The organism is Clostridium sp. UBA2485 (assembly GCF_002341865.1).
GTDB lineage: Bacteria > Bacillota > Clostridia > Clostridiales > Clostridiaceae > Clostridium_J.
Window position 1 is genome coordinate 90,745 of sequence record NZ_DDOV01000038.1, and the last position, 20,728, is coordinate 111,472.

A 20,728-nucleotide genomic window follows, 5' to 3' on the forward strand; every position below is an offset into this window, starting at 1 on the left:
AATTGTTTTTATATTATTAATCATTGAGAATTATACCCTAAATTGTGATAAAATTCACATTTTTTTATGCTTTGTGAATATTAAACTTGCACAGAATTGATTTTGAAGTATACTCCTATAATGAAATAGCTATAAATACATATGAGAGAGTTGGGTTTAAAAGAGAAGCAATTCAAAGAGAGGTTTTATTTTATAATCATAAATACCACGATGCTATTTTAATGAGTATTTTGGAAGATGAATATAGATTAAAATATAATAAATAACTGCATTATGTTAAAAAACATCGTAACATATTCCTTTCTAGACATTATAAAATATATGTTTAGAAAGGAGTTTTTTATCCACATTTTAAAAATATAAATCAAATAATATCCACATTATTAACATTTATTTATGTAAGTTAAAATTTATCTATGATTAAAAAGCTATTTACTTTGTACTTTAATTGATTTATATATGATATTAAGACTCAATAAGATTTAAAATAAAGAATTATAATGAATATTTAAACTTATATGCTTAACAATAATACTAAAAATATGATATTAAAAAAGGTGATGTTATGAATGATTATTACTTAAATGCAGCCAAAGAATTAGAGAATTGGAAATCAAAAATGCGAAAAAAGCCTTCTATAATTAGCAAAGCATCAAAAGGTTTACAAAATAAATTCAATAATGTAATTCCAGAAAAATATCATAAAATGCTAACATCTGCAATAAAAAATATGATTAAATTTGTGCTTTTAGGTTCAGAGATTGCTACCAAACCTCCCTACGATATTTTAGATCTTGAAGAAAAAGAAAGATTAGTCAAGGAAAAAATTTCAACATATAAACGAACTGCTATGATAGAAGGCGCTAGTACAGGTGCTGGTGGATTTGTGATGAGTCTTGCTGACTTTCCATTACTTCTTAGTATAAAAATAAAATTTTTATATGATGTTGCTTCAATTTATGGATTTGATGTTCGTGATTATAAAGAAAGAGTATATATACTTCATATATTTGAGCTTGCATTTTCTAGTCAAGAAAATATAAATGAAATATTTTTCAAAATGGAAAGATGGGAAGAGTACTCTAGTTCATTACCTAACGATATGGATTACTTTGATTGGCGAAAATTTCAACAGGAATATAGAGACTATATTGATATTGCTAAACTTATGCAAATGTTACCAGCTATTGGAGCTTTAGTTGGCGCTTATGTTAATTCAAAATTATTAGATAAACTTGGTGAAACAGCAATTAATTCATATAGAATGAGATTATTTAAATAACTATAATTTGTATTCCATCTTTTAGATGTTTTCTATAAAGAGGCTAAAGAGAAAATAACTAGTTATTAATACTAACTAGTTATTTTTTAATCACTAATTAATTGCTTACTAAAATATGTCATTATATGTTTTAAATCATATTATATAACATTATCAAGTTTATGGAGGCTCTATATGCGCAAATTCTGTAGATGCTATAACTGTAATGCTTTTGAAGGTGAAATACCTCCTTGCGCTCAATTCTTAAATAACTCTAATCCTTTAATAAAAGATGGTAAATTATTATATCGTAATTTTAATAGAATATACTGTTTTTTAAGTGTAAACCCTTCAAATAATAATAATAATAATAATAATAACAATAATATGATAACAATTTCTTCTAATCTCCAGATAAGTATTTCAAATTTTATAATAGGTCTTTATATAAGCCAAATTCAGAATGACATTATTGAATACGATAATAATTCTATAATTCATAATAATAAAGTAGCTAATGATTTTATTCATAAAGTTCTAAGTAATAACATATCCGTTGATGACGAAATCAATGCTTCTATAGCGTTTTTTATAACAAACACCAATGCTATTCTACCCTTATATACAGCTACAATAAATGTAACTCCATTAAATTTATATATCCTTATAACTCTACATCTTCTTGAAAATAATCCTGCTCTCTTCTTTGGCAATAATGATTATGTCTTAGAAAATGAAATAAACTTTTATTTATCTTCTTTATCACTAAAATTTCCTTTCTTTAAATTCAAAGATTGGGGTAACTAATATATTAAACCTTGTAGAGCATCCTATAAGGTTTTCTTTATAAATATTAAATTTAATCTTTAAATAATTAAAAATAATATGAATATTTTTGAAAATTTAATTATACAATATTTGTCCAATAGATAATATTGATAAATATAGTCGATATTTGTTGTAAAATTATATAATTTAAGGTAATTTTTAAAAGGAATGTAAAATAACTTGTAGAATAAATATATAAAATATAATAATGCGTAATATTTATATTTTATACATTATTACTACATTTTTAAGTTTTTTACAACAGTTGGGAGGTAATTAAATGTTAAAAGAAATCGTGCCTTCTGGAATTTTAGGAATAGGCGCATATATTCCAGAAGAAATTAGAAAAAATGACTTTTGGGAAAATATCGAAATAGTAAATTTACCTGAAGGTAGAAAAAGTCCCTTTGAAAGAATAGATGAAAGAAGAGTGTTTCCAGCTAATATGCTGCCTTCAGACGCAGAAGTTAAAGCAGCAGAAGTAGCTATTAAAGATGCTGGTATTTCAAAGGACGATATTGATCTTGTCATGGTTCATTCTATGCTTCAAGATGAAATAATTCCTAGTAATGCAAGTTTAGTTCAATATAAATTAGGTTTAAAAAATGCAGGTGCTTGGCATATTGATACTTGTTGTTCAAGTTTTGTTACAATGGTTACCACTGCATCTAATTTAATAGCAATGGGCGAATTTAAAAATATCTTAATCGTAACTTCTGTATTTCATTCAAGAATTCTCGATTACTCAGATTATTTAAGCCTATATGCAGGAGATGGAGCTGGTGCTATAGTTATGGGACAAGTTCCTGAAGGAAGAGGATATGTTGCATCTTGCTGCAATTCTGATGGTTATTATCATGATGCATTTACACTTGCTGAAAGAATGCCTTTAAATCAGAAAAGAAGAAGATTCTTTGAACCATCTCCACTAAGACCATTCTTTACAACTAATCCTATTAAAACAAATGGGGTGGGAAAGAACTCTGTTGATATAATGCAAGAAATTCTTGAAAAAACACTTAAAAAAGCTAATATGACTTCAGAAGATATTGATATGTTTTTCTCTCATCAACCAGCTGATTGGGCTCATGATGCATGGAGAGATTCAATAAATATACCTAAAGAACGTTCGTATCAAACCTTCCGTAAATATGGAAATCTTGCTTCGTCTTCAGTACCAGTAACTCTTTATGAGGCTAAAGAAAAAAGATTACTTAAAGAAGGTCAAACCCTTTTAATTACATCTTCAGGTGCAGGCGAAAATCACATTGCTGCAATAATAAAATTATAATAATTTTAGAAGATGAAAAAAATTATATAAAGTTGCTGTTATTTTAAATAGTGAGGTTTTTAATATTAATTTATCAAAACCATTTAATTAATCAGGTAATATTTTTAAAAATGTTAAAGAGGCTGAAAATTATCTGAATAGTTAATAATTTTTATTCATACGAGGGGGATTTTAGATGTACAAAATAAGATATGATAAATTAAAAAACTGTATTTATGTTGTGGTTGAGGGAAACATGAAAATGGAGGAAGCTAATAATTATGTAGTGGACTTCAAAAAAGCTGTAGATAGCACAGGTCCAAATTTTAAAATTTGTACTGATTTATCAAAGACTACAGCGGTTCTTCCTGAAATCAATGATAAACTTAACGAAAGCAAAGCCTATGCAAAAGCGAAAGGATATAAAAAAGCTGCATTTATAATGAGTTCTGCTGTATTGAAAATGCAAGTAAAGAGAGCATTTGAAGAAGATCAAGAAAGCCTTTTTGATAATATAAATGATGCTGAAAAATTTTTAAATAGTTAATCTTACATATACTAAGGTTAATAATTCTTTTATATTTAAATATCTTTTAAAAATAACTAGCCAATTATGATAACATACTTGACTAGTTATTTCATTTCAAAGTATTTATTATAATTAGCTCTAAACTTTGATTAAACATTACTAAGTTACCTCAATTTTTAGTTTCCTCAATTAACTCTTTAACTACGTCACCAATAATTTTTATTCCTTTCTTTATATCCTCTTCATTAACTCTTGAAAAGCCCAGTCTCATAGTATCTGTACCGCTATCATCAGTATAAAATATATCTCCTGGTGTAAATACCACTCCTTTTTTATAACACTCCCCAAGTACAACTCTTGAACTAAGTCCGTTAAGAAGTTTTATAAATATATGGAGTCCTCCCTGTCCCATTATATATTCATTAGGAATGTATCTTTTTACTTGTTCTAAGGTAAATTCATACTTATATCCATAGTATTTTCTAATTTTCTTTACATATCTATTAAAAGCCCCACTTTTCATATAATGATAAAATGCCCCTTGATCAAGAAATGAAGAATGAATAGTTCTAGCTCTTTTAACACTCTCTAATGTATCTATCAATTTAGCATCCCCAAAAATCCAGCCTAGCCTTAATCCGGGAAAAAGTATTTTAGAAAAACTTCCAATATAAATAACTCCACTACCTTTTGTACAAAGTGATGTTATTGATGGAAGATGAGAACCAGAATATAATAATTCTTCGTTAAAACCATCCTCTATTATAGGTACCCCGTACTTTTGAAAAACCCTAAATACTTCCTGTCTTCTCTCACCACTCATAACAACACCAGTAGGATTATGATATGAAGGAACAATATATGATAATTTTACAGAATTACTTTGCAAAGTATCTTCTAATATTCTAGTATCAATTCCATCAAAAGTCACAGGTATTCCAATTACATTTAGTCCGTGAGCCTTCATAATCTTTAAAGCGGTATTATGAGTGGGATTTTCACAAATAATCATATCTCCTGGCACTGTTAAAGAACTCAGTGCTATATCGAAACCCTCAGTAAATCCATTAGTTATTAATATTTCTTTTCCTTTTGTATTAACTCCTTTCTCCTCCATATAATCCATAAGATACTCTATTAATGGTCTATATCCCTTAGCATAGCCATAATTTAATAGCTTATCTCCTTCCAAAGAAAATCCATTTAAAAAAGCCCTTTTAAACTCCTCTAAATCAAATAAATTCTCTTCTGGAGCAATACTTTTAAAAGAAATCATTCCTTTTTTCCAAGGTAGTTCAGTTTTAATTATGTCTAAAGCTCTACAAGTGCTCCCATAATTATTAATCTTAGAATTCCAATCAATGTTGAACTCTCCACTTACTAACTTTGTTTCTATAGCTATAAAAGTTCCTTTGCCTTTTAAAGTTTCAACAATACCATTACTTTCTAAATTTTCATAAGCTGTAACTACTGAATTTCTACTTATATTTAGCATCTCACTGACTTCTCTTGTAGAAGGTAGTTTACTTCCCTTTTGAAGAAGTGCTTTTGCTATACTGTCTTTTATATGCTCTTCAATTTGTATATATATTGGTAGTTCATTATTGATTTTAAATGATGAAAAAATCAAAAATTTTCTCCTTTCACGCTAGCGAATATTCAATGATTTTATCTAATAACTCACTATATTTCATATTAGCGCCCTCTGCACTCTTTGGGAAAAGGGAATTCTTTGTCATTCCAGGTAAAGTATTTAATTCTAACACATATGGAACTCCCTCACTTACTATGATATCAATTCTCACATATGCTTTACAATTAAATATATGCCAACATTGCTTTGCTATTTCTTTCATCTTTTTCTCTAGTTCATAAGGTAATGATGCAATAGTTTCTTCAGCACCATCATCCTCATATTTTGAATTATAATCAAAAAGTTCATTTCTAGCTTTAATAGCTATTATTGGCAATATCTCTCCATTTAACATTGGTATTGTATATTCATGTCCTCTTAAATATTTTTCAATTAATATCTCATTATCATATTGTAATACTTTTAAAATGCCATCTTTAAGTTCTTTTTTATTATTTACTAGAAATGTTCCTATACTTGAGCCTCCGTTATTAGGCTTAACCACCATGGGATAACCAAAATCTTCTATAATTTTCATTGGTAATTGATTTGTATCATTAACTATAATACCTGGTGGAACTATTATGTCTTCACTTTTTAATATCCTTTTAGTTTGGTTTTTATTCATACAAAGAGCACTAGTAAGAACATTACAACCTGAATATGGCATGGATATACTCTCTAATACTCCTTGTACTATTCCATCTTCTCCGAAGGCTCCATGCAAGGCAATAAATACAAAATCTACTCCTTTAACCTTTTCTATTATTTCCTCTTTTGAATTTATTACTATAGGTAAAACCTCATATTTACTCTTATCAAGATTATTTAATATCTCTTTACCTGAAAGTATAGAAATCTTTCTTTCTGAAGAGACTCCTCCCATCAATACTCCAATCTTCATATCAATCACTCCATATAATTTTTCTTACTTTAATTATATGAAATCACTATAAATCAGATAAGCACCACCTTATAAGGAATTTACTTATAAGGTGGATTAAAAAATCACTTTATTGAAATATTTAAATTCATATCAGTATAAAATTGATAATCGACGGTTAACAATTATCGAATTCACAATGCACAGCTCACAATTCACAATTATGGATATTTCTCAGCAAAAGCTAAGAGATTTAAAATTGATTAACTGTAGCGGAGAACAGTGTTCTCCATAAAACTCAAATCAGTTTCTATTATCCTCATATCAAAGTTAATAAATATATTATTATACCAAATCATATTCATATAACCATGGTGGCAGAATTAAGTGATACTAGATGAACAAAATAACTGGCGAACAATATTCACCCCTACAAAAAAACTATCAATTATATTGCTAGTAAAAAAGTGAGTTAAAGAAATTAGTTTGATTNNATTAAAACTAATTTCCACCATAGTTGTGAATTGAAATACTCAAGAGTGTAGCTATATTCAGCTATACATTAATTTTTAAGATAATTTATCTATATATAATAACTAGTCAGTATGATAGCATACTGACTAGTTATTTTTAAAATTTTCCTAATTTAAGGCTTAAATTTAATTTCTCCTAAATCTTCTTTAGCATTTTTGCGAATACGATCTACTATTCCTCTAGATATTTCTGTATAATCTACCTTTTCCGCCTTTAAATTTTTTTCTAAGTATTCAAATGCATTCCAAGGATTAACTGTATCTCCACAAGTAAATAAATCCACAGCTGCATATCCATATTCAGGCCATGTATGAATAGTTAAATGTGATTCTTGAATAATAACAGCTCCACTAACGCCCCAAGGATTAAACATATGAAATGTACTTGCCACCACTGTAGCATTAGCTTCTTTTGCCGCCTGTAACATATATTCTTCAACTTTATCATAACTATTTAGTATTTCTTTATCGCAATTATAATATTCTACTAAAATATGTCTTCCAAGTTGCTCTAATTTAATCATAATCTCTCCTTCTAAATATCAGCTTAAATATTTAAATAACTTTAATCATTAATAATACTGAAGATATATCATAAATGAATTTGTAAAACTCATTCTAATCTCCATTATTTATTAGTATTACGCTTTTCTTTTCTCAATAAGCTGAAATACTTTATTATTACATTTATAACAGCCTTTTTCTTTTAGCTCTTCTATAGTATTAAACCTCTCCGAAAATCCAACTTTCATTATTTCTCCACATTCCTTGCACTTATAGAAGCGAACTGTTACTTTTAATTCCCCAGTGTAAATTGGCTCTTGATAACAGTTTTCTATTAAAGATTTACTACTACTAGTAGTTTTAAGAATAATCATCTGTCCTATATTTCCAATTATTTCTGCACCATCATAATCATTAAATGCAGTTAATATTTCTGAAACCATAAGTCCCATATCAACAAAGTATTTTTGCATATTAAGCTCAAATTCTGGCGACTTATGTGCATAAGAAAGAAATATGTTAAGACCACTTTCATTTTTTAAAGCTTCAAGTCCTCTTGAAAGGAATAAGTTCATTCCTTGAAGAGTATATGGTGGATCAGTGAAAAAGCAATCGAACTGTCCCTTGAAACTTTCTGACAATGGGGATCTTAAATCTACATACTCACAATTAATAGGTAGTTCTTCCTTTTTAGCTATACTACTTATATAATCAAGAATTCTATTATCAATATCCATAACAAAAATTTTTGTTTTACTGTATCTTATATCATTAAATAGCTTCTTTAATAAAAATCCTAAAGCTATACTTACTAAATCATCATCACCTATACATAAAATCCTTTTCCCTATCAATGCAGAGTTTCTAAGACATAATACTGCTCTTTTTATAGCAGTATCAACTGTACATTTTGATTGATCTATAGTAACGTCAGCCTGGGGACGATTTATAAATATTTCATTTAAAGCTTTTTTTACTTCATTAATTTCTTTAATATCCTTCCATGATTCAGAAAATAATTTCGTATATAACTCTATATTCAATCCATAAAAGCCTAGATTTTGTTCTACAAAGCCTCTACCTTTCCTAGTAAGTCTTACCCCTCTATCTTGAACTACTAAATCACATTTAATCAGTTCTTTTTTTATAGCTGTAATTACAGGGATAGGTAAAAAATTTTTTCTAGCTAATTCTTTTGTAGAAATACCTTCTTTAAAATATATATTAATTAATGTATTTGTTATAGCTTGTATTCCTTCATCTATATTTACATTCTTATTTACAGTTTCTAAATAATTTTCCATTAATATCTACCTCTCTCTCAAATATCAATAATTTAAAATATACAGGCATATGAAAGAAAATAATAAACTAAAGATGTTAGTATATTTTATATCTAACAACGCAGTATGATAGAAAATAGGCTAACACACTGGTTTATTATTTTTTTAAAGATGCCTAACCCTATAGCCAAGTTAGAAACATTAGATAGAGAAATAAGAAAAGGCTATAGCAACATCAAGTCACTACAGCCTTTTAAGTCGTATATGTTAAATAGTATCACTTAAAACCATAGAATATATACTAAAACAATACCCTATATACTTAAAAATTCTTTTATGAATTTAAGCAAATAGTGCTATATATTAATATAATAATTACAAAATCTATAGTAAAAAATATACAATTTCCCTTTTGGGTATAAAAATACCGTGCAAAAGCACGGTTTAATAACATATATAATAAGGTTGAATGCTATCCGTGTTCTAACTTATTCTTAAAAAATTCATCAACAAATAGACCTGTAATATATCAGGTTTTTTTAAATTTTTTAAGAAATAACTATTCAATTAGTTAGTTAAAAACACCTACACTCATAAAGCACTCTCCTTAATTTCATTTTTAAATTTTAATGCTTAATTATATGCTTTTCATTATAGCATATAAAAATATAACACACAATGTGTGGATTTATTTCCAAAACATTTTATGTAAATTTATTGGTTAATATCGTTCATAATTTATAAACTACTACTATGTTATTTCAAAGAAATAATATAGTTATATATCACCATATTATTCCATTAATTGTAATTTAAACTTTGAATTTTTTTTCATTTTATCATATTGACATGATTATATAGCCTGTGATATTATTATAAGTTTGATAAAAAATCTTATATGTGTTATACTTAATATAAAGAATACAATATATGGAGGCGAGTTATTTGTTTGAGATTGGTGATAAGATTGTTTACCCAATGCAAGGTGCAGGAGTAATTCAAGGTATAGAGGAGAAAGATTTCCAAGGAAAGAAGCAACAATACTATATAATAAAAATGTTAACAAACAATATGGAAATAATGATTCCATCATGGAGAATGTCTAATTCAAATATACGTTTAATTAGTGATGATTCTACTCTAAAAAACGTATTGCTTAATCTTAATGATAAGGAATCAGAGCCAACTGAGCCAACTGAACCACTTAATTCTAAGCAAAGATATCAAATTAACATGGATAAGATTAAAACAGGCTCCTTAAAAGATGGTGCTGAGGTAGTCTACAACTTAACGCAGATAAATAAAGAAAAAGCTCTTAACACAAGCGAAAGTCAAATGCTAACGAATGCACGAAAGTTTCTAATTGATGAGATAATTTTAATTAAAAAAATTACTGAAGATGAAGCTAATGATTTATTAGATTCCATTATTGATTAATAACACTATAATAAATTTTTATATAAATATAAAAATTTATATCAGTTTATATTTATATAAATAACTATCTTATAACCTTCTTTGATATAGTTTTAAACTTTATGTTGTCCACTTTTTAGATAGTTTAGGTATATCAGATGTAATCTATTCGACTTACGACCTTCATTCTTAGTTCTTTTATGTATTTCCTATATAGTCACATACTCATTATAATAGAACAAAGATGTAAAAACATTATCTAAAATATAATATAATTTTCTCATGTGAAAATTATATGAAAATTTGATACTAATATATTAAAAAGACCTCATTTATTTATGGTACGGTTTTCCGTAACAGTTATAAATGAGGTTTTTTAATATTAATTGTTTTTTAAAGACTACTTGTAGATTCATAGATAGTAATTCCATCTCTAAAAATTTGCTTTTTTATTTCTTCATTTAGTGAATCAAGAAAAACAATATCACAGGAATATATACCTATTATATCATTTATTTCTTCTACAATAGTTCCTCTTTTTTCTTTAGTACATTCTATACAAATATCTATATCAGAATTTATAGTTTCTGTGCCTTTGGCTCTTGAACCAAATAAAATCACTTTTTGTATTTTACTATTATCTCTAAAATACTTAATTAAACTTTCATATACCTTCCCATTAATTCCATACATTTTATCACATCATTTCATTTGAAATATTGTTTAATAATTTTTCTATTGCATCGATATATTGATTTATTATATTATTCTTGATTTCCTCATAATCTTTTTCATCATAAATATGTGCTGTAGAATTTCTTGATAATAAAATATCATTCCAAACATCAATATCATCAATTAATCCTTCTTTAAATGCCTGCTTATAGCATCCTCTAGGATTATTTATTTCTAATCCAGATGCCTTAAATATTTTAGATAATAACTTCCATGTTAAATCTTCCAATGTTTCATACTTCTTTAGTTATTTCATCAGGGTTATTTATATTATTAAAATTGTCTCTAATATTCTTTAAATGAATTAACATTCTAAAAGTATAGTTATATGTTAAAGTGATTGATTCATTATACTTATCCAATATACCACTCAATTTAATTCTCCTTCCAAGATTTAAAATTTTTATTATATTACTATGAAATAAAATCTATAATAACTCTAATATTATTATTACTCTTATAAGCTATACAGTATTATAGCTATATATTAAATTATTGACTATTTTACTGATATTATATCATATTATTTTTTATAAAATAGATTATTATTTCTTAAATATAAATATCAAATTATCTAACCTAGTGTAAATAAACTATATTGGTGTATTTAATAGTGTATTACGTCTTTTTATAGGTATTTTTTTGTATTTCCTGGTAAATGGACCTTATTTCCTAATTCTTTTTTCACCTTTTCTTTTATTCAATAAGATCAATATAAAACCCATACTTAATGAATTTCTTAAAATAAAGTATAGTTTATCTGTTCCTATACTTTATCATTTGTGACAAACTTGATTATGCATAAAAAATAAGCTAAGAGTAATAATAGATACATAGGGCATCTTCAAAAATAACTACTTAGTATGCTAATGTGTTTTGCCATATTATTATTGTAATAATTTAGCAATAAACACAACTATAAATGGAAACTATACCTTGTTTGATATAAGCTATTCATTGCATCCTTTGCTAGTTATTTTATTTCAGACGCCTAAAATTATAATTTAAGAGGTGATAAAATGGCTCATACTTTACCAGATTTACCATATGCATATAATGCTCTAGAACCTCATTATGATGAAGCTACTTTAAAAATACATCACGATCTTCATCATAAAACTTATGTAGATGGTTTAAATAATGCAGAGATGAAAATTGAAGAATGTAGAAAAACAGGTGACTACGCACTAATTAAACACTATGAAAGAGAGTTAGCTTTTCACGGAGCAGGTCATATATTACATACATTATTCTGGGAAAACATGGCTCCTAATGGTGGAGAACCTAAAGACGAAATATTAAACCAAATAAATACAGATTTCGGAAACTTTGAAACCTTTAAAAAAGAATTTTCTGCAGCAGCTGTTGCAGTGGAAGGCTCTGGTTGGGCTATACTATGCTGGAATTGTATGTTTCAAAAATTAGTAATATTAACTGCAGAAAAACATCAGGATTTAACCCAATGGGCAGTTAAACCTTTATTAATTCTAGATGTATGGGAACATGCATATTATTTAAAATATCAGAACAAAAGAGCAGCCTTCGTAGAAGCTTGGTGGAACATAGTAAACTGGGATACTGTAAATGAAAGATTTAAACTTGCTAGTAAAAAATAAACACTATAAATTTTAATAAAAACCTGAAGTTTTTACACCTTCAGGTTTTTATTTCTATTAGCTATAAAATTGTGCTGACTCTTCTAGGTTCTTTATTTCTATTACTAATACCTTTAATTTGATTTTTTTCTTATCATCTACGAATATATATTCTTCGAATTATTTTATCAGTTTTTATTCTTACAATATAAATTAATCTCTAATTGCATTTAATTTATGAAGTAAATATTCTTTTTTATTTAAAGGATCATAAGTTGTTTTCTTACGTACTTTATATTCCTTAAACTCTGTATTTTGATAACCATAAAATTTTGTTATAAACATCCCTTTACCCCCAGTATATGATGCTATTTTTAATTTATATTCTTTTGAACTTTCTACTGGAATAAGCCCTTTTATATAAACTTCTTCATCAATAACAATAGGATTTTCAAAAGTTGCACTCATAATTTCTAAATCCCAAATAGCTTTACTCAAAACATTTTTAGGAATTCTAAGTTCAAATTCATGTAAAGGCTCTAATAAATCTGTTTTAGCTTCATATAATGCCTCCATAAATACCATCGGCGTTACATTTCTAAAGTCTGCTGGAGTACTCATAACACTATTAAACTCTCCATAAATTAGTGTAACTTTTATATCAGTAACTTCCCAGCCAAATAATCCTTGTTTACTTGTTTTAATTACTGCCTCTTCAATGGCATTTTGAAAAGATTTTGGTATTGATCCTGTTGAAACATCTGAAACATACCTAAGCCCTTCTCCTCTTTGTAAAGGCTCTATCTTTAAACCAACAGTTGCCCAAAAAGGATTTAATTCTTCCTGCATACGAATTATAGATGTGCCAATACCTTTCGGAGTTTCTTTATAAATAGTTTGAATATCTGAAAACTTTACCTTTATTCCATGAGAATCCTCTAAGATAGCACTTAATATCTCCATTTGAACTTCACCAAATAAATTAATATATATTTCTTTCTGATTGTCATCTGTTCCTATCTCTAATAGAGGATCTTCTTCTGCAAGTAGTGCTAGTATCTTAAATAAATTTCTATTTTCTTCTTTATTAATAGCAGAAATTGTAGTTTTCAATGTTGGTTTAGCTATAGATGTATTTTTTATTTTCTGATTTTTAATTCCTATAACATCACCTATTTGAAAACTCTTAAGGCCATATAATATTCCTATATCTCCAGCTTTTATAGTTGATACTTCAACAAACTTGCCATTTTCTAGCGCACTAATTTTTTTAACCTTTTCTACCATATCCTTACTAGGTACACTAATTGTATCTCTTACAGATATTTGCCCTTGAAATAACCTTACATATACTTTTTTTTCTTTTATATTTGTTCTTTCAATTTTAAATACTACTCCAGATAACTCATTATTATTATCTCCACTAGAAAATGGCAAATAGCTGCAAATTCCATCTAATAAATTTTTAATGCCAAGTCCTGTTGATGCAGCACCACAAAGCACTGGATATAAGCTACCTTGCTTTGAATAGAATGAAAGTTTTTCCTGTATATCTTTTTTATCATATTCTATTTCTTCAATATATGCTTCTAAAAAAGCTTCATCTAAATCTGATAAAACATTAATTATATCATCATCAATTATATCTTCCTCAAATAAATCATTTAAAAAAACATCCTTGAATCCTTCATTTTTAACCTTTTGCAAACTAACTATTTTACTAGTCATGGTGGTTTTTATCTCACCTATTATTTTATTATAATCAGCTCCAACTCTATCTAACTTATTTATAAATATTATTGTTGGAATTTTAAGTGCTTTTAGTGTATTAAATAATATTCTTGTTTGAGATTGTATACCTTCTGCTGCAGATACAACTAGTATTGCTCCATCCAATACGCTTAATGATCGTTCTACTTCTGAAATAAAATCTACATGTCCTGGGGTATCAATAATATTTATTTTAATATCATTCCACATAAATGATATAGCCGATGACTTAATAGTAATTCCTCTTTTACGTTCAAGCTCCATTGAATCAGTTTGTGTGTTACCTAAATCAACTCTACCAATTTCTTTTATAGCTCCGCTGTAATATAAAAGATTTTCTGTTGTAGTTGTTTTTCCAGCATCAACGTGAGCTACAATTCCTATATTAATTATTTTCATATATATTATCTCCTTAAATAAAAAAGCTGCAAATGAACACACGCCCATTTACAGCCTCATAATTATATAACCTAAATATAAACATAGCAAAAATAGGTATAAAAATACCGTGTTTAGAACACGGTTTTCCTACTATGCAGATAAGGTGTAACATGCTCATTATTATATTGGTCATTTTTAGAAATACATGAATAAACATCTACTATTAATTTAAAAATTAATTGCAGAGGAAATAAACCTTGATATATCCAAGATTTTTTAATCTATATTCTAAAAATCACCGTTATTCAGTTAGTTTAATTTAAAACTACCTCTTTTTGCATAATTTACATCACCTTTACGTTTATATTTTTTATATTTATGTTTATATTTAAGTTTAATCTTATTATACGAAATCCTCTTAACTCTTCAAGAGGTCTATTTAATTATAATTGATTTTTCAATAGAACTCATATTATTAAAATTAAATTTGATAGGTTTTATTTAATGCCTTCAATTCATCTTTTAATTTATCCCTAACCCATAATGGTTCAAGAATTTCTACCCCTTTAAAAAATCTAAAAGCTAATGATACATAGTAATCAACTTTAGTTGTTTTCACATCAACTATATAGCTATCTTTTTCTTCTTTAACTTCTCCATATTTAAAAGATACATGATCCTTTATGCTAGGATATAAATCCTTTTTTACTCTTAGTTTTATGATTATACTATTTTTATTTTCATAGGCATTTTTAAAACAACAAGTACTATAGTAATCCTCCATATTGAAATCCTTAGGGGAATCAAATACTTCATCTAATAAAGAAATACTTTTTATTTCTTCAATGTTTACATGAATTTTTGAATTAGTTAACTCTGAAAATGCAACAATGTACCATATACCATCTTCAAATACAATTCCATAAGGCCTTATTATCTGATCTACTAAATCTGATTCCATGTTTTTATTATGACTTATCTTTATTTTGAAATTATACTTAAGTGCTCGTTTTACAATATCGAAAACATAAGAATTTTCAATAGTAATATCATTACATTTTATATCAAAAACTATTTTCTTCTGAATATCCTCAAAATCTTCTTTAAAACATTTGTTTACAAGATTTTCAATCTTTAAGAATGCAGAATTAGCAAAAGCAGCATAACCTGGAATATTAATTATATCAACTATTTTTTTAGCAAGAAGTAAAGCAAAGACCTCATCTTTATTAAACATTATTGGTGGTATGAAATAGTCATCTAATATTTCATATCCGCCCTCACTGCCTGGATAAGATATCACAGGCACGTTGATTTCACTTAGTGCCTGCATATCTCTATAAATAGTTCTAATATCAACCTCAAACATTTCTGCTAACTCTTTTGCAGTCATTTTCTTCTTATTATTTAAGGCTAAAATAATAGCCATTAATCGTTCTATTTTTTGCATATTAAATTACCATGTATAAAAATGTACCTTTGATTCATTATATCTATTTGCTGGTTCTTTCTTTTCAGCAGGATAACCAATGGATATAATTGAAACAGGAATTATCTCTTCAGGTAATGCTAGTACACTTTGAACATCTTTGGTTCTTTGCTCCATAGGGTATATACCAATCCAAACTGCACCTAGCCCTTTATTATGTGCTGCTAATAGTATATTTTGAGTTGCTGCAGCACAATCTTGAGCCCAAATATCAGGTTTTCCACTATAAATATTTGTATCTGCACAAACTGCAATAGCAACCGAAGCACCTTTAAGTGGAGTAGCCTCAGGATCTACATCAATTATTTTATTCATTTGATCTTTATTTTTTATCACTAGAAACTCCCAAGGTTGCTTGTTATTTGCTGATGGTGCAGCCATTGCAGCTTTTAAAAGCTCCTTTATGATTTCATCAGAAACTTCCCTTTCTTCATATTTTCTTATACTTCTTCTTTGGAAAATTGTATCCATAGTTTCCATAATGAAGCCTCCTTATATTTTTTATTATCAAATGTTTTATATCTATTTTATTCTCTCTTTTATATAACTTTATATTAATAATAACATAGCAATACTGACATAAACCTGTCAGTATTACTATGTTATTATTAGCTTTTTTAGAAATTCTATTTTGAAAACTAAGAAATTTAAAATTGATTTATTTTAAAGTGATATAGTTACTTTTTATAAAAAATTAATCGTTGTGGAAAACTAACAACTATATTTCTACTAAAGAATCCATTAAAGAAATTAGTTTGATTAGATTTAAACTACTTATTAATTGTGCATTGTGAATTACAAATTATTTAAAATACTTTATCTATAGTAATTATATTTCTGCACATTATAAAAAATAAATAGTAGCATACAAAATGCTACTACTTATTTTTTAATAAATTAATCTTCTTCTTTATTTGCAAATTGGCTATTATAAAGTTTTTCATAGAAGCCGCCTTTTTTCATTAGCTCCTCATGATTTCCTTGTTCTATTATATTTCCCTCATTTATAACCAATATTAAATCTGCATTACGGATAGTTGAAAGCCTATGAGCAATAACGAAGCTAGTCCTTCCCTTCATTATGTTTCTCATAGCATTTTGAAGCAATAATTCTAGTCTGGTATCAACTGAGCTAGTGGCTTCATCTAATATTAATATGGCTGGATCTGATATTATAGCTCTAGCTATAGTTAATAGCTGCTTTTCTCCTTGAGATATATTAGAAGCTTCTTCATTAAGAATCATATTATATCCATCTGGAAGAGTTTTAATAAAGTGATGGACATTAGCTATTTTAGCTGCTTCTATGATTTCCTCTCTAGTTGCTCCAAATCTTCCATATTCAATGTTGTCATAAATAGTTCCTTTGTATAACCATGTATCTTGAAGAACCATTCCAAACATTGATCGTAAGTCTTCACGTTTCATATCTCTAATATCTACGCCATCTATCTTTATAGCTCCACCTTTAACATCATAGAATCTCATCAATAAATTTATCAAAGTTGTTTTACCTGCTCCTGTAGGCCCAACTATAGCTACCATTTGCCCGCTTTTTATTTCTGCACTTAAATCCTTTATTAGTGGTTTATCATCACTATATCCAAATTTAACATGTTCAAAAGTAACATCCCCACGAGGATTTTCAAGCTTTACTGAGTTCTCAGGATCTGGAATCTCTTCCTCTTCATTTAATATTTCAGATACACGTTCAATTGCTGCAAAAGCAGATTGTATTGTAGATGAAAGCTGAGTTACTTGAGAAAGTGGTTGATTTATTTGCCATATATAACGTATAAAAGCTTGAAGGTTACCTACTGTTATTACTCCACTAATAGCATAAATTCCTCCAATAACCCCTATAGCTGCAATACCTAGATAACTTATTAAAGAAATCATTGGAGACATTATACTTGATATAAATTGAGCCTTAAATCCTGTGTTACAAAGCTGTTGATTTATATTTTCAAACTCTTCTATAGCTTCATTTTGTTTTCCATATAGCTTTATTTCATTAAATCCAGTATACATTTCTTGAACTGTACCATTTAATTTTCCTAAAGATCTTTGTTGTCTAGAGAATAATTTTTGTGACTTACCAACTATGAATTTTGATACTAAATAGCTTAGAGGTATTATAAGTATAGCTATAAGAGCCATTTTAGTATTAATTCTAAACATCATTATAACTGCTAAGAATACAGATAATATTGAATTAACTATCTGTATAAAACTCTGTTGCATTGCATTAGATATTGTATCTACGTCATTTGTAATACGACTTAATACATCTCCATAGCTGTTACTATCAAAATAACTTATTGGTAATTTTCTAATCTTATCTTGAATAGCATTTCTTAAATCTCTCATTGTATTTTGAATAGCATTAGTTAATAAAAAACTTGCTATATAGGTAGATATTGTACTAGATACATATATACCCGCCAAAAGTCCAAGTACCTTTGTAATATAATTAAAGTTTACAGCTGCTCCCTCTATACCTTTTCCTATATTAGCTGCATCCTTTATAAGTTGTGTTGTTATTAGCCCTTCTGTCATTGGTGCAACAGCATTAAAAAAAGCTGCTGATATTATAAATATTATGGCACCAATAAAAGAAAATTTATAGGTTTTTACAAAAGGAGCAATTTTACTTATACTAGCCTTAAATTTTTTCATTATGCTAACTCCTCCTTTGTAAGTTGAGATGATGCAATCTCACTATATATTTCACAGTTCTTTAATAGTTCCCTATGGGTGCCTATTCCCACTATTTCTCCTTCATTTAATACTATAATCTTATCACTATCCATTATAGATCCTATTCTCTGTGCAACTATTAAAACCACAGCGTCCCCTGTTTCTTCTTTTAATCTTGCTCTAAGAGTTGCATCAGTTTTAAAATCTAAGGCAGAAAAGCTATCATCAAATATATAAATTTCTGGTTTTCTAACCACTGCTCTCGCAATAGACAATCTTTGTTTCTGTCCACCTGATACATTAGATCCACCTTCACTTATGGATTCATCAAATTTTTTAGGTTTATGTGTGATAAAATCATAGGCTTGAGATACTTTTGCAGAATGTTCAACTTCTTCTTTATCTGCATCTTTTTTACCAAATTTAATATTGCTTCCTATAGTACCTGTAAACAATAAAGTTTTCTGTGGTATAAATCCAATTTTTTGTCTTAGAGAATTTAAATCATAGTCTCTTACGTCTACTCCATCTATCTTTATGTTACCTTCTGTAACATCATAAAATCTTGGGATTAAATTAATTAAAGTACTTTTTCCACTACCAGTACTTCCTATAAAGGAAATTGTCTCTCCCTTTTTCGCTGTAAAAGATATATTTTTAAGTACAGGTTCTTCTCCACCTGGATAAGCAAATGTAACATTATTAAATTCTACTAATCCTCTGATTTCTGTATCTTTAACTCCGTTTTTGGGGCTTTTTATAAGTGGATCTGCTTCTAATAGTTCTTGAATTCTATCTGCTGAAACCTGCGCTTTAGGATACATAACGAATACCATTGAAAATAGCATCATAGAAAACATAGCATGGAATAAATATTCTATAAAGGCAACCAATTGCCCAACTTGAAGGGTTCCTACATTTATCATCTTACTTGAAATCCAAAGTATTGCTAAAATAGCTATATTTAATAAAAGAAAGAAGGTAGGTTGTGAGACTGCCATAAGTTTATGCAGCTTTTTGGAGATATCTGTATAGTCTTCATTGGTTTTACCAAATCTTTTTCTTTCATAATCATCATTACCAAAAGCTCTAATTACTCTTATCCCTGTTAAATTCTCTCTAGATATACGATTTAATTTGTCTAATCTCTTTTGCTGAGTTTGTGACATTGGATGAGATTTTTTAGCTATAATAACTACTCCTATTATTATAAAAGGTATTGTTACTGCTAAAACTACAGACAATGGCAAACTTGTTTTAAGAATCATTACTAAACTTACAGTAAACATAACTGGCGTAATTAATGCTATTCTAAGTAAAGTATTAGTAAATAGTAATAATTGGAATGCATCATTAGTAGTTCTAGTAATCATTGAAGATACTCCAAATCTATCATATTCACTATGAGAAAATTCCTGTGATTTTCTAAAAATATCATTTCTCATATCTCTAGTTATGCTAGTGGATATTTTTGAAGAGCAATATCCAACTAATATAGTACCCATAACTCCAATTATAGATATGCCTACAAGTATAAGACCCTTTTCTTTTATATAAGCTATATCACTATTAGCTATACCCACATCAATGATTTTAGCCATTATTGTTGGAATACCTAATTCAACTAATGCAAAACCAAAAACCGATATTACATTTAACATAATAAACAGTTTATAATTCTTTAAATATTTTAATATTAATTTCATTATATTCTCTAACTCCTTTCATCATATGTTTAAAATTACTCTTAATATGAGCCTGCTGATTTATGGTATAAAGTATATTATATACTATGACTTTTTAATGTGCACACATATTTTTAAGAATTTTATACTTTTCATATATAATTTTTCTATTTAACTTTAAATATATGCACTCATATCATTGGTAAAAATTAATGATATAGAGATATAGTATA

General features: G+C 27.4%; 18 protein-coding genes. 6 read left to right on the forward strand and 12 right to left on the reverse strand.

Going from position 1 to position 20,728, the window contains the following annotated elements:
* Positions 1-565 precede the first annotated feature (565 nt).
* The 4 genes from B3603_RS07080 (at position 566) to B3603_RS07095 (ending at position 3,906) form a co-directional block, all read left to right on the forward strand.
* Entirely contained in the window at positions 566-1,282 is a 717-nt protein-coding gene (locus B3603_RS07080; RefSeq protein ID WP_291562506.1) for an EcsC family protein, read from the forward strand.
* 174 nt (positions 1,283-1,456) lie between these two features.
* The gene (locus tag B3603_RS07085) at positions 1,457-2,068 is read left to right on the forward strand and encodes a hypothetical protein (RefSeq protein ID WP_291562509.1); all 612 of its coding nucleotides are present in this window, start codon (positions 1,457-1,459) and stop codon (positions 2,066-2,068) included.
* Positions 2,069-2,369: 301 nt separating this feature from the next.
* Positions 2,370-3,380 carry a 3-oxoacyl-ACP synthase III family protein gene (locus B3603_RS07090; RefSeq protein ID WP_291562512.1) on the forward strand — a complete coding sequence of 337 codons (1,011 nt, stop codon included), beginning with the start codon at positions 2,370-2,372 and terminating at the stop codon, positions 3,378-3,380.
* Between the two features lie 175 nt (positions 3,381-3,555).
* On the forward strand, positions 3,556-3,906 hold the full coding sequence (locus B3603_RS07095) for a hypothetical protein (protein WP_291562513.1): 351 nt from the start codon (positions 3,556-3,558) through the stop codon (positions 3,904-3,906).
* A gap of 151 nt (positions 3,907-4,057) precedes the next feature.
* Here B3603_RS07095 and B3603_RS07100 read toward each other — a convergent pair whose 3' ends face one another.
* The 4 genes from B3603_RS07100 to B3603_RS07115 form a co-directional block, all read right to left on the reverse strand.
* A complete protein-coding gene (locus tag B3603_RS07100) occupies positions 4,058-5,518 on the reverse strand; it encodes a PLP-dependent aminotransferase family protein (protein ID WP_291562515.1) in 1,461 nt (486 codons plus the stop codon).
* A 13-nt stretch (positions 5,519-5,531) separates the two neighbouring features.
* Positions 5,532-6,425 (reverse strand): D-alanine--D-alanine ligase, encoded by an 894-nt coding sequence (locus tag B3603_RS07105; protein WP_291562517.1) that lies wholly within the window; start codon positions 6,423-6,425, stop codon positions 5,532-5,534.
* 625 nt (positions 6,426-7,050) lie between these two features.
* Positions 7,051-7,461, reverse strand: a complete 411-nt coding sequence (speD, locus tag B3603_RS07110; RefSeq protein WP_291562519.1) for an adenosylmethionine decarboxylase — start codon at positions 7,459-7,461, stop codon at positions 7,051-7,053.
* Between the two features lie 117 nt (positions 7,462-7,578).
* Positions 7,579-8,745 carry a bis-aminopropyl spermidine synthase family protein gene (locus B3603_RS07115; protein ID WP_291562521.1) on the reverse strand — a complete coding sequence of 389 codons (1,167 nt, stop codon included), beginning with the start codon at positions 8,743-8,745 and terminating at the stop codon, positions 7,579-7,581.
* Positions 8,746-9,669: 924 nt separating this feature from the next.
* Between B3603_RS07115 and B3603_RS07120 the strand changes: the two genes are divergently transcribed.
* Positions 9,670-10,161 carry a CarD family transcriptional regulator gene (locus B3603_RS07120; protein ID WP_349676797.1) on the forward strand — a complete coding sequence of 164 codons (492 nt, stop codon included), beginning with the start codon at positions 9,670-9,672 and terminating at the stop codon, positions 10,159-10,161.
* Positions 10,162-10,533: 372 nt separating this feature from the next.
* Here B3603_RS07120 and mntA read toward each other — a convergent pair whose 3' ends face one another.
* From mntA to B3603_RS07135, 3 genes are read right to left on the reverse strand one after another with little or no spacing between them, the layout of a single operon-like run.
* Positions 10,534-10,833 carry a type VII toxin-antitoxin system MntA family adenylyltransferase antitoxin gene (gene mntA, locus B3603_RS07125; protein ID WP_291562525.1) on the reverse strand — a complete coding sequence of 100 codons (300 nt, stop codon included), beginning with the start codon at positions 10,831-10,833 and terminating at the stop codon, positions 10,534-10,536.
* A 4-nt stretch (positions 10,834-10,837) separates the two neighbouring features.
* Complete coding sequence (locus B3603_RS07130) at positions 10,838-11,104, reverse strand: HI0074 family nucleotidyltransferase substrate-binding subunit (RefSeq protein ID WP_291562528.1); 267 nt, start codon at positions 11,102-11,104, stop codon at positions 10,838-10,840.
* 4 nt (positions 11,105-11,108) lie between these two features.
* Complete coding sequence (locus B3603_RS07135) at positions 11,109-11,249, reverse strand: hypothetical protein (protein ID WP_291562531.1); 141 nt, start codon at positions 11,247-11,249, stop codon at positions 11,109-11,111.
* 645 nt (positions 11,250-11,894) lie between these two features.
* On the opposite strand from B3603_RS07135, the gene B3603_RS07140 reads away from it, so the two are divergent.
* Positions 11,895-12,491, forward strand: coding sequence for a superoxide dismutase (locus tag B3603_RS07140; protein ID WP_291562533.1), 597 nt, complete (start codon positions 11,895-11,897; stop codon positions 12,489-12,491).
* A gap of 192 nt (positions 12,492-12,683) precedes the next feature.
* Here B3603_RS07140 and tet read toward each other — a convergent pair whose 3' ends face one another.
* The 5 genes from tet to B3603_RS07165 form a co-directional block, all read right to left on the reverse strand.
* On the reverse strand, positions 12,684-14,639 hold the full coding sequence (gene tet / locus B3603_RS07145; RefSeq protein WP_291562536.1) for a tetracycline resistance ribosomal protection protein: 1,956 nt from the start codon (positions 14,637-14,639) through the stop codon (positions 12,684-12,686).
* Positions 14,640-15,102: 463 nt separating this feature from the next.
* On the reverse strand, positions 15,103-16,071 hold the full coding sequence (locus B3603_RS07150) for a helix-turn-helix transcriptional regulator (RefSeq protein ID WP_291562539.1): 969 nt from the start codon (positions 16,069-16,071) through the stop codon (positions 15,103-15,105).
* 6 nt (positions 16,072-16,077) lie between these two features.
* Positions 16,078-16,590: a nitroreductase family protein gene (locus tag B3603_RS07155; protein ID WP_312573333.1), complete on the reverse strand. Its 513-nt coding sequence runs from the start codon at positions 16,588-16,590 to the stop codon at positions 16,078-16,080.
* Between the two features lie 417 nt (positions 16,591-17,007).
* Positions 17,008-18,789, reverse strand: a complete 1,782-nt coding sequence (locus B3603_RS07160; RefSeq protein ID WP_291562542.1) for an ABC transporter ATP-binding protein — start codon at positions 18,787-18,789, stop codon at positions 17,008-17,010.
* Positions 18,789-20,516 carry an ABC transporter ATP-binding protein gene (locus B3603_RS07165; protein WP_291562544.1) on the reverse strand — a complete coding sequence of 576 codons (1,728 nt, stop codon included), beginning with the start codon at positions 20,514-20,516 and terminating at the stop codon, positions 18,789-18,791. Before B3603_RS07165 ends, B3603_RS07160 begins: the two co-directional genes overlap by 1 nt.
* Positions 20,517-20,728 lie beyond the last annotated feature (212 nt).